Annotated in this window: 6 protein-coding genes and 2 pseudogenes; 2 read left to right on the top strand and 6 right to left on the bottom strand. The window is 38.9% G+C overall.

The window, feature by feature from the left end; genetic code table 11:
* The first annotated feature begins 87 nt into the window (after positions 1-87).
* Positions 88-975: a helix-turn-helix domain-containing protein gene (locus tag EP737_RS15370; RefSeq protein ID WP_129728857.1), complete on the top strand. Its 888-nt coding sequence runs from the start codon at positions 88-90 to the stop codon at positions 973-975.
* Positions 976-1218: 243 nt separating this feature from the next.
* Here EP737_RS15370 and EP737_RS15365 read toward each other — a convergent pair whose 3' ends face one another.
* The 4 genes and pseudogenes from EP737_RS15365 to EP737_RS15350 form a co-directional block, all read right to left on the bottom strand.
* Positions 1219-1425 carry an aspartyl-phosphate phosphatase Spo0E family protein gene (locus EP737_RS15365; RefSeq protein WP_129728856.1) on the bottom strand — a complete coding sequence of 69 codons (207 nt, stop codon included), beginning with the start codon at positions 1423-1425 and terminating at the stop codon, positions 1219-1221.
* A 104-nt stretch (positions 1426-1529) separates the two neighbouring features.
* The gene (locus tag EP737_RS15360) at positions 1530-3341 is read right to left on the bottom strand and encodes a heparinase II/III domain-containing protein (protein WP_129728855.1); all 1812 of its coding nucleotides are present in this window, start codon (positions 3339-3341) and stop codon (positions 1530-1532) included.
* 713 nt (positions 3342-4054) lie between these two features.
* Positions 4055-7087 carry a beta-galactosidase, LacZ type gene (gene lacZ, locus EP737_RS15355; protein ID WP_129728854.1) on the bottom strand — a complete coding sequence of 1011 codons (3033 nt, stop codon included), beginning with the start codon at positions 7085-7087 and terminating at the stop codon, positions 4055-4057.
* A gap of 281 nt (positions 7088-7368) precedes the next feature.
* Positions 7369-7764 (bottom strand): annotated as a pseudogene (locus EP737_RS15350) (transposase); the annotation flags it as partial.
* Positions 7765-7768: 4 nt separating this feature from the next.
* Here EP737_RS15350 and EP737_RS15345 point away from each other — a divergent pair.
* Positions 7769-8119 (top strand): annotated as a pseudogene (locus tag EP737_RS15345) (transposase); the annotation flags it as partial.
* Positions 8120-8258: 139 nt separating this feature from the next.
* Here EP737_RS15345 and EP737_RS15340 read toward each other — a convergent pair.
* Together EP737_RS15340 and EP737_RS15335 are read right to left on the bottom strand one after the other, a co-directional pair.
* Positions 8259-9830, bottom strand: a complete 1572-nt coding sequence (locus EP737_RS15340; protein WP_129728853.1) for an alpha-amylase family glycosyl hydrolase — start codon at positions 9828-9830, stop codon at positions 8259-8261.
* Between the two features lie 827 nt (positions 9831-10657).
* Positions 10658-11502 (bottom strand): GerAB/ArcD/ProY family transporter (locus EP737_RS15335; protein WP_129728852.1); only part of this gene is annotated, 845 nt, incomplete at its 5' end.

Raw genomic sequence — 11502 nt, 5'->3', positions numbered from 1 at the left:
TGAACCTATTATAGTGTTATAATCAAGGAATAAAATGTAAAATCCTAACAAAAAATTGCACAATCCTAACATTAGAGGAGAAATAAAATGTTACAATTGTTTGCTCCGCCTTTACCGACGCTTCTTGCAGCTGGTAAAAATACGTTTAATATCGGTCAATCACACACAAACCGGAACAAAATTGGTGTTTTTGATTTATTAGTTGTAACAAAAGGACGATTATTCATGGGCGAAGACAGTCATAACTTTAACGTTAGTGAGGGATGTGCGCTCATCCTCTACCCTGATCGACACCATTACTCCACTTCACCTTGTGATGAGGTAACCGATTTTTTTTGGCTCCATTTCATTGCCGTGAAAGGATGGCAGGATCTTGCCGTCTCTAAACCTTGTTATTACGAGGACAAAGCAGCTGTGGACAGTGAAAACTTTTTATCTGAGAGCCCGTTTGGGATAACGCTGCCTAAGTATTGTAAATTATCAAATCCTGAGACTGTTGAACTCCTATGCTCAAAAATTAATTCATCAGAAAACGATTCCATCCACTCTGGGGAATGGCAGCGGCAAATGCTCTTTCAACAATTACTCCAAGAACTTTCAAATCATATGCATCTGGCCACATCTCTTCCTGTATTCGCAGTAGCAGAAAAAGCAGCCATTTACTTAAGGAAAAACTATGCAAAAAAAGTAACCTACGAGGAACTTGGTTATGCTCTAAGCTTCCATCCTAATCATATTGCAAGATGCATGATCCAGGCCTTTGGCTGTACACCGATAGAATATTTAAATAAAATTCGCATTGATCAAGCAAAGATTTTACTTATTTCAACAGATTGGAGTATTGATAGAATTTCAGAAAGCAGCGGGTTTGCACAATCCGCATATTTCAGTAGAATCTTTAAAAAACTAGAAAAGTTAACACCCAATCAATTTCGAAAACAATATGTAGGAAAAATCCCCGTGAAGAACGATTGATGTACTCCTCATCACTGCCATCTATTCCTCTATTAGGTACTTACGAATGAAAAACACCTTCATCTGAGTCGCTTCATTGCGAGTTGAGAAGGTGTTTTTTATATAATACATTCTATTCAATATAATGTCTCTTTACTTATTTATTAGTTTTAGAGTGAATTGCAAGCATTTCCTGTTTATTTTTATTAAACAACTTGCTGCTCTTTCACTCTTACGTCCGTCCCGAAAATCTATGTAAGGTTGCTAATGGACTTGATAATGAGACATTTTTGTATTTTTAGAGCAAATTGCAAGCATCATCTCTTGTAGCAGCGTAATTTTCTTATCTAATTGCTGACTCATATTGAGTACCTCCGGGTTGGAAAAACCTTTATTTTTTGCCAATTCATACATGTCCAAGCGATCATTCTCTATCCCTTTACTTAGCTCTAATGCATTCCTCAAAATCATTACTCATCCTTCCCTTCTCTCCTTTTTAATTTTTATTGATTCATACACTTCATACTAGTTCGACTCAGACATTCTCTCATTTTGGTCAAAAATCTATTTAATTCTTATCTATTTGCAGGAAAACAATAGAAAGAAAAGCTGCCTTCAATTTCTTTATTAACTACTTCCGATTGTAAGACAAGGCGATACACCGTTTGTTTCTGTTCGTAATGATCTAGTATTTCATGGACTTCCAAAGAAGGTGTAAAACACTCTTTATTCCACTGCAGCTTTACTTCTGCATGTTGACTTTTCCAAACAATATAATGATCTGTTATCTCTGGTTTGAGATAACTAATAAAAGCTTCTTGAACTGCTTCTGGTCTATCGACATACCTAAAATAATCATGCATATGTAATACACACTTACTCTCTTCTGTCTTCCAGGTAAAGCTTCTATAAAATTGTTTTAAATTTGCTAATCCGTATGCTCTTGTGACATCTAAGGTATACGAAATTTCATTTTCATTTATAGACTGAGAAAGAATCTTACACTCATATTGAGCTCCTGACCGTTGCTCTTGTCCTCCAATCACTGGTACAGAGTGTCCTTTAGAGCGGTTATTCAATATTTCATAACGCTTTTCTCCAAAATAATCTTTTGTATATAATCCAGCTCCAAGATCTACTAAGATATCTTCCCCATTTACATGCAAAATAAAATTCCCTAAATCATTGTGATTATGAGGCTCATTATTATGTCCTCCCTTTATTGAAAAAGCAAATTGATCCATTCCCCTTTGTTCACGATGAATCACCCAGCCTGTGTTAGGCAAATAAAAATGTTCCTGTGTGTCTTCTTGTTCCTTATTCAATCCGTCATCCTCTGTCCATATCACATTCCTAAATATATGCGCCCAGCGATAACAATGATCGAAATGATATCCTGTAATCTCCCCTGTACTAGGAACTTCAACCCCTAACATATTACGAAGACGACTTAATAATCCTGTTGGTAGTGTTTGAGCAGCTTGTCCATCTGAATAACTAACAAAATGATTTCGGGAAAGCTGCGTGCGATAGGGAAAGCAGGCAATCTCTTTTACCCTTGCTGCTGACAATAAATCCAATTTTCCTTCTGTATAGTGATATAGCATATCGGCAAAATAGATATAATAACCAAATCCATATCCCCAATATCCAACCCCTTCAGCACACCCTCCATCTTCTGAAAATCCTTCCATAAAGGATTCCAAGGCACCCAATAATCGAGCAAGCATACCCGCGACTTTGTTTTTATCTTCGACCATTAATAATACAGTCATCCCGATTGCTCCGGCACAAACTGCACTCCAATTGTGTGCAGCAGATTCCCATTTAAATGGTACAGGATTGTAAAATAAAGGCTGCAGAACCCTCCGGTGGATTTCCACTTCTATTCGCTGACCGACCAACGGGTGTAAGCGTTCCCCTATTAGAACATAAATTTCTGCTAACATATGTGCTGTTTCTGCTGCAAATAAATCTACAGTTTCCCAAGGGGCATTTCGTTCATTGGAAAATATACAATCGGCTGTTGGAATATGTGCAGGCAAAGCCCAAGTGAATTCATTACAAACCTGCCAAAGTTCGTTTTCCATGTACGAAACATCTTGAGTATCATCGAGAAAAACTTGGAGAGCTAATGCACATAACCTTCTCCTCCGTTCAAAGTACTGATTTTCAAATGTTTTTCGATCGCCTTGCTCGACATAATTTCGATATCCGTCAAAGCTAATAGATGGAAGGGACGTTACTTGAGCCTTTTTTGCTTCCTCAATGATTTGCTCTCCCAATACTCCTAGGGATTCTATCCGCCATTCTAAGTCACCGAATAGAGTTTTCTTATCTTTTCTTTCATCACTAATTGCTTCAAGAATTTTTTTAAAACTAGTCATGTTCTACCTCTTTCCTATCTTTTCGATATGAACATCTTAATAATTGTATAAAAAGAAAAAAAATAAACAGGCAATTAAAGCATTTCATATACCTCATTAAGTTTTATTGCAGATTCAACCAATCTAGCATTCTTTTCAGCTCCATGCCTATCCTTCCTAACTCATGGAAAAATTAAAAGCTTTACTCTACAAGTCTTTTTTATGTTATTCTTATCATAATTTTAATAAGGCGTTTTCAATAGCTACATTTTAGGACTTTTTATGAAAAAATTTTACCTTTTCTATAGATACCCAAATATTCCTTCGCCAACTAGCTTTCCCTCGTTAAAGAAGAAAAGGAGCTACCCTAGCAGCCCCTTTACCCCTCATTATTTGAAAAATAAATGCTTTAACATATACTTGCTCAGCTACCTAAAGCAATATGATAGTTTCTTTATTTGCTGAAACATTCGATACGTTAGAATTTCGCATCCAGACATCATCGAACCTATTTTCTTCCTCTGCCAATTAGCAAATGTTATGAATGTAAAAAAATTACCATATTTACATAAAATCAGCACAGCCTTTTATTTTCTACTAAAGTCTTTAACAAAGCCTTTTTTACTGTGTATCCTTATAAATAACTATTATGATTATTCTAAACTAGCGAAGAGCCTGTATGTTCCAGACTCCCCACTAGTAAAAATTATTTTACAAGGGTTTCCATATCATCATTAGACCCTTTGAATCATAAATTCGAATGCCATGTCTTCAGCAGCTTGGATGAGGTGTTCGTCATGTACCGGCGCCCCCCAGCTATCATCTCCACCGACGCCCATCTGCCTGCCGGCTACTGTCACAACCGTATAGTGGACATTTGGCAGTTCATAATGATGCTGGGCATGCTCAAGCTCAAATGCTGTATAAGGCGAAATCGTACACTCAAGTGGATCGGTTACAGAGGAAACTCTGATTCCCTGCCCTTCATGGTTCGTCACACTTACTCGGCGCACTCCCGTACGGTTCCCGGATTCTTGCGGCATGACATAGCCAGACACATTGTCGGACACAGTGTTTTTAAATATCCCGAGCCTTGCTCCCATCACACGATCCGAATAATTTTCTTCTGGACCCATTGCATACCATTCGAGTTGATCATAATCGGCTGGAATCTTGAAGGCTACCGCAAAGATTGGCATCGGCGGAATATTGTCTGCACCATGATATACCGACTTGACACACACGCTGCCATCCGGATATACCGTGTAACCAACCTTTACCTCAAGCTCATTATTGAGTGGTAACTTGTAAGTAAAGGCGACACTAACAGCATCTGTCTTTTCCTCCACACCAATCGCAACACACTTACGCGACAAGCTGGCCGCGTACCAGAGTCCTGAATGGAAACCTTGTGAATAGCCTCTATCATTATCAGTAGTGGCTCTCCAGAATAACGGTGCAGGAGGAGTTGCTATCATTTCCCTACCAGCATAATTTAATGAAATCAAACTTCCTACTTGCTTCGAGAACATAACCGTGAAATCCCGACCATGAATCCCAATATTCACATCACCATGTACAACTCGTAAGTCTCCTTTTACAGGATACAGATTGTTCTGCCCCGCCTGAAACACAAACTGTCCAAACGCAATCTCATGCCCCGCATCTGCCCAGAGTGTATTTTCCTTCAGATTCAACGAAGTATGAATGCAATACTCCCCGGATTTGCTCATGATATCGACCGGCCACGTAAATTCGGCTCGGCCCTCGCTCTGAGGTGCCACAGCCAGATTCAGCTTGTTTCGATATAATTCCTGGCCCTCAAGGAAAAGGATATATTCCAAATGATAATCAGCTGTATTAGAAAAGAGGCTTTCATTCAAGACGGTTACACCAGTTTGATCAGGCACTAACTTGAAGTCTTGATACAAATATTTTACTTCCTGCATCTTTGGTGAAAGCTCTCGGTTCGCATACACGATTCCATTCGTGCAGAAGCCGTAATCTGTAGGTCGGTCGTCAAAATCGCCGCCATAAGCTAAGAATTCTTTTCCGTAACGATCCTTTTTGATAACGGCTTGATCAATATAATCCCAGATAAAGCTGCCTTGGTACATCGGATACTTTCGCTCTAAATCTGTATATTTGTACATACCTCCAAGCGAATTTCCCATCGCATGCATATACTCGCAGCTAATATAAGGCTTCTCTGGATTTTCTGTTAAATACTTCTCAATGTCCGCTGGCTTTGCATACATGCGGCTTTCCATATCGCTCGTATCGTTATAATCGCGTGCATGGAATACACCCTCGTAATGAACAAGACGACTTGGATCAACTGCCTTGAAATATCGGGAAACGTTCAGAAGGACCTCTCCTCCGTAAGATTCATTCCCACATGACCAAATTAAGATGGAAGGGTGGTTCTTGTCCCGTTCAAACATCGAGATTGCCCGATCCATAACAATATTCTGCCACTCCGGTTTATTTCCTGGGATGTTCCAAGACGGCTCTACAACGCCCATCTTTTGCCACGATCCATGCGTTTCTAGGTTCATTTCATCAATCACGTAAATGCCATATTCGTCACATAACTCATACCAATAGCTCTGGTTTGGATAATGAGACGTACGTACAGCATTGATATTATTACGTTTCAGCGTTTGAATATCCCATACCATGTCTTCCTTAGTAATCGCACGGCCTCTTCGGCAATTGAATTCATGGCGGTTCACACCCTTAAACACAATGCGTTCCCCATTGAGGCGCATGATTTTATCCACAAGTTCAAACCTTCTAAAGCCAACATTCTGCGGGATAACTTCTACTAGATTACCTGAATTACTATAAACCTTAATATAAAGTTTATATAAATAAGGATGTTCTGCACTCCATAGAACTGGTTTGTCCACTGTCATGGAAAGAATCCCTTTCTCATCAACGAACTCACCACTTTTTGTTTTCACCAAGCTGTCTTTGTTATCATATAGCTCAGCTACTATTTTGGAAGAAGCAGAGCCACTTGGCAAAAGCTCCATCTTTAATTGAAGCTGACCTGTCACATAGGTGGAGTCCAATTCAACGTTTACATGCACATCGGAGACGTGAATTTCTGGCACTGTATAGAGGTATACATCTCGAAAGATACCTGAAAAGCGCCAGAAATCCTGATCCTCAAGCCAACTGCCCGTACTCCTCTGGTATACTTCCACTGCCAGCTTATTCTCTCCCTCTATTAAAAATGGGGTAAGCTCAAATTCTGCTGGAGTGAAGGAATCTTCACTATATCCGACAAATTCTCCATTTAACCACAGGTAAAAAGCCGATTCAACTCCTTGGAAGGAAATATACACTGGCTTGTTTATCATATTTTCCGGCACATGAAACAACTTCACATAGCTTCCTACAGGGTTGTGATCCATCGGAATCTCCGGTGGACGGATATCATTATGTCCATCCCACGGATACATCGTATTCACATATTGCATCTTCCCATAGCCCTGGAGCTGAATGTGCCCAGGCACCGAAATATCTCCCCAGCTTGAGCAATTGAAATCCGGCTCGTAAAATTGCTTCGGACGATTGTCTGGATTTATAGAATAGTTGAATTTCCAATTTCCATTCAATTCATAACGCATGGCCATTGGACCAGCACTTCTTGCTTCCTCCATCGTCTCGTAATACAAATGGTCTGAGTGAGCAGGAAGGCGATTCACTGCAAACACATTTAAATCAGTAAGCCAATTTATGGTAGGGATGATTGTCATCTTTGTTATACTTCCTTTCTATAAAATTTCTAAATTATATGCTAATGCTTATATCCTGCAAGAAACGATAGCCCATAGGTAAACCTATTTCATGAAATGAATCTCATCAAATCCAACATGAAATGTTATATCATTCTATTTTTAAACTTCTTGAGATAAATGATACATTCGGAAAAATAACAGGATAATAAATAACTATTACCTTAGGGAATAATTTGGGGAGAATCCAATTACAAAAAATTGTAATCGTTTTCCATTCAAGGAACAACACACTATTTTGATTAAAGATAACAATATTTTGACTTTTCAGAGGACATAATGGGATAAGATAACCAAGGAATACCTGTTGCTTGTGCGTATTTTATAGGGTCATATTTTTGTCCTGTTTTAAGTATCATATAAAGGATTTTGGCAATCTTGCCGCACATATGTCCGATTGCTGTTTTCCCATTCATATTATGTTCTACTAGACGATGATAATAGGAGCTAAATACGGATGGGTGTGAATTCACCGCAATGATTATCATTGCCATTTGATGGAGAACACGACGTGCATCTCGAACACCGCTAAAGGTCATTCTCGTGCCCTTTACGGATGTCCCTGATTGTTTATTTCCAGCCGAAACACCGAGATACTCTTTGTATGTACTAAATCGCTCAACGTCACCAATAGCTCCGAATTCCACACGACAAGGGTATCACGAGTACCGTCCCCCAAAGGGAAGCTGCGAAGGCTGCCCTTATGCTAGGAAAAGGGATCGAGTCCTTCGTATTTCCGTGCATCAAAATGTATATGATCGTCTGCATTCTCAGCGTCTTTCCCCACGGGGGAAAGTTCTGCGTTCTGTTCGACCTTCTACTGTTGAAAGAAGTTTTGCAGAAAGCAAAGAACTTCACAGGTTTCGCTTCGCACGCTACCGTGGAGTTCAGAAAGTTACAATCCAAGTTTTGATGACCGCTATATTACAAAACTTGAAAAAACGGACCAAATTGCGTTTGCTGCGCGAATCTGGCATAGATTTAAGTTACTAAAAAAAGAAAAAAGATAGTCCATAAAAAATCTCGGAAAACCTCGAGATTTTTTTATGGACTACTTCTTTTTTCAACAACGTGTAATCCCTCTACTGAGATAGTAGAGGGATTGCTGCTATTTCCATTGTATTGTACGCCTTTATTTTATTAACACTGTTGTATTTGCAGGGATTACTAATGTTTCTTGCTCTTTCTTCGCCCCCTTTTCACTAGAGAAAATCAATTTTCCTTTATTTGAAACCTTCAATGTAACTGGCTGATTTGAAATATTGTGATACACTTGGATAGAGTTTTGTTTATACGTACGGCTATAGGCAATGACTTGTGGATTGTCCACTTGCAGCGACTGTAAATCTCCTTTGACAAGTTCTTCATGCTGCTGGCGAACACGAATCATTTCCCGATAATGATTTAATAGTGAGTCTTTTTGCTTGTTTTCTGCCTCTACTGATATTCCATTATGGCCTGCGTTGTAAACCGGTGTTTCCCAGCTTGTTTGGCCTATTCCGTTTCCTTCATACCAGCGGAACGGCTCACGAATTAGTTCATCTGGCTTTTGGCCTGTCATACCAAGTTCTTCGCCATAGTAAATAAATGGATTACCAGGGAGAGTTAGCAGGATGGAAGCTGCCGACTTCGCTTTATTTACATCTCCACTTAATTCACTCATCACCCGATTTTGATCATGATTTGTTAAGAATATCCCATCAATTTTATTTGGGTTGTATGATTTAAACATTGCATCCGTGGCAACAGCTGCTGTGGCCACCCCTTGATCAGTGCCACTTTTAACAGAATTAACAATTTTCTCAGCTAAGTCGAAGTTAAATGTAGAATCTAACGATTGATAATATGGAGCGACTACTTCTGGCTTATCCCATACTTCACCAACTAGATATGTATTTGGATTCGTTTCTCTCATCGCGTCGCGGAATTCATTCCACCATTCAATATTTTTCTTTGCTCCCTCAGGGGTTTGGCCTTTGAAGATATGCATGGCCGCATCTAGACGAAAACCATCAGCTCCTTGCTCAAGCCAAAACTTCCCGACGTTAATCATTTCTTCTTGTACTTTAGGGTTATCATAGTTTAAATCCGGCATACCTTCCCAAAATGTTGCGTAGAAATACTCTCCGTTGGATGCTTTGTGCCATACCTGTTGACCCCATGGGCCTTTTTCGTTTAAATCTGTATTTTTATCGGCCCAAATATAATAATCATGGTATTTGCTATTTTTATTTTTTAACGCATCAACAAACCATGGATGTTCATTGCTTGTATGATTGATGACGAGATCCATTATTACCTTCACATTGCGTTTATGTGCTTCTGCCGTTAGCTTACGAAAATCTTGCAAGCTTCCATACTGAGGATCAACATTATAGTAGTCTGTTACATCATATTTGTGATAACTAGGTGAGGGGTTAATGGGCATCATCCAGATCCCATTCACTTGGAGGTCATTCTCCGTTGCTGGATTTCCGTCATTTAAGTAGTCAAGTTTCTTTGTGACGCCTTTTAAATCACCATGGCCATCACCATTCGTATCATAAAACGAATTTACATATAGTTCATAGAAAACACCATTTTTATTTCCCGTTTTTGTTGTTTGTCCCTTATCGCTATGTAACGTTTCTGCATAGGTACCTGTTGATAAGCTAAGAACTAGCGGTAAAGATAGTGCCAAAGTAGTCCATTTTTTCCCTTTCATACTTCCATCCCCCTTGAAATATGAGCAACCGTTTGCATAAATTTTTAAAGATTCTCGAACTGTTAGCAAAACGTAAAAAGCCTGATAATCATGAAAAGTCCTTTATATTCACAAAATAAACTACTGACATACATGTTTTTTACACTTTAAGACTGTGAAATTTCCCATTCAACCTAGCCGAAAACTTTAGGAATAAAGTGTAAGGACAACTACGCTTCTGCCTTCGCCTAACGGCTTACCAATCAGCGAGTTTTCTTTATCCTGAGTGCAAGAAAGTCTCTCTCATGATCATTATCACCTCACTTTAGGAAAGCGTTTGCACAATTTGCTGACAATGGAAATATAACACGAATGGAAAGCGTTTGCAATACCTAAAATGTTAAAAATTAACTCATGTGATACATGTAGAGGGTCATCTAACGGATAAGGTGATCTTTTCTCAGGCTAAATGAAAAAACCTTTAAATTTAGTTGCTTCATAAACGGAATAATATGTAAAATTAATGGAAACATACAGAAAGTCCCAGACTTAGTTGTAAACACGTTGCTTAGCTTAAGTCGTCAAAAACAAGGAGTAAATCATAATGACTTCTTCTTATAGTAAGATTCACTAGCCAATTCATGAAAATAAAAACGTGAGTCGGCTTTTTCATGTAAAAAATGCTTCTATTTACGAGTAAAAAACCAGCCCATGGCTAGGCCGGTTAACATAAGATTCGAAAGCGGAAATCGATGTATTTAGAAATCTATAAAGCCTTTTCAATTTCGTTGTTGCTCCAACACTCAGTAAGAGGAACCAACAGTGAAACCAAAAGAAACCGTACAGTGTTATGACTTTACTTCATGCTTCCTCTTTTTCAATCTTAAGACAAGCAGAAGTAGCAATGGTTGTAACCCAAATAAAAACAACGCAAAATTGCCCATCATGTCTCCTAATTTAAATACTTCATTGATGCTTTTGGGAGTCATGGCGATGATGTAGATAATCGGAAGTAATCCATACATAAATGGATAAATGTTCTTTTGAAAGAGTTGCGCGAGCCCCAAAGAAGCAGCATAGTAGCCAAAACTAAAACAAGTAAACATTTTCATAATCCATATCGCGAGTAACAAGGATTCAAACCGCTCAAATAGCAAACCAGGCATTTCAAAACTTCGTATGAGATCAAGCGTTGGCCATGTTAGCGTTATTAATCCATCCACGGATAGCGTACCAATGACCATCACGACCGTTATCAAGTAAAAGATCAGTGGGATAAAAATTCCAACTAGAACAGCTTTTACTGCTTTGTTTGGCTGTTTCATAAATGCTATTATAATCAACATGCTTTCAAAACCTGTATAGGAGAGAGCAGTTGTTTTGATTCCTTTTAGTACAGGTATGAGCCCTAACCCTAGTACTGGACGCAGGTTATCCACCTCAAATGTTTTGAAGCTCAGAAAAGCAACAACCAAAAAAATGCCGGCGGTAATGGGGATGATTATTTCAAACAGACGGGCAAGCGAATTTATGCCGCCCATGATTAGATAGAGACTCACCCACATAAATGGCATAACGATGGCCCAGGATGGAGTGCCCACCAGCAAATAGGAACTTGTTACTTCTACTAATGAACGGGCATGAAACCCACTCATAATGACAAAATAACATACAAGGAGCAGACTTAGTAACC

It is taken from the genome of Ectobacillus funiculus (assembly GCF_004138295.1).
Lineage (GTDB): Bacteria > Bacillota > Bacilli > Bacillales > Bacillaceae_G > Ectobacillus > Ectobacillus funiculus.
This window is presented reverse-complemented; position numbering and strand designations above follow the sequence as displayed.

What these genes read in the sequence shown, in the direction of transcription:
- EP737_RS15360 (WP_129728855.1), bottom strand. Translation starts at nt 3,341, where the DNA reads ATGACTAGTTTTAAAAAAATTCTTGAAGCAATTAGTGATGAAAGAAAA.
- EP737_RS15370 (WP_129728857.1), top strand. Translation starts at nt 88, where the DNA reads ATGTTACAATTGTTTGCTCCGCCTTTACCGACGCTTCTTGCAGCTGGT.
- lacZ (WP_129728854.1), bottom strand. Translation starts at nt 7,087, where the DNA reads ATGACAATCATCCCTACCATAAATTGGCTTACTGATTTAAATGTGTTT.
- EP737_RS15365 (WP_129728856.1), bottom strand. Translation starts at nt 1,425, where the DNA reads ATGATTTTGAGGAATGCATTAGAGCTAAGTAAAGGGATAGAGAATGAT.
- EP737_RS15340 (WP_129728853.1), bottom strand. Translation starts at nt 9,830, where the DNA reads ATGAAAGGGAAAAAATGGACTACTTTGGCACTATCTTTACCGCTAGTT.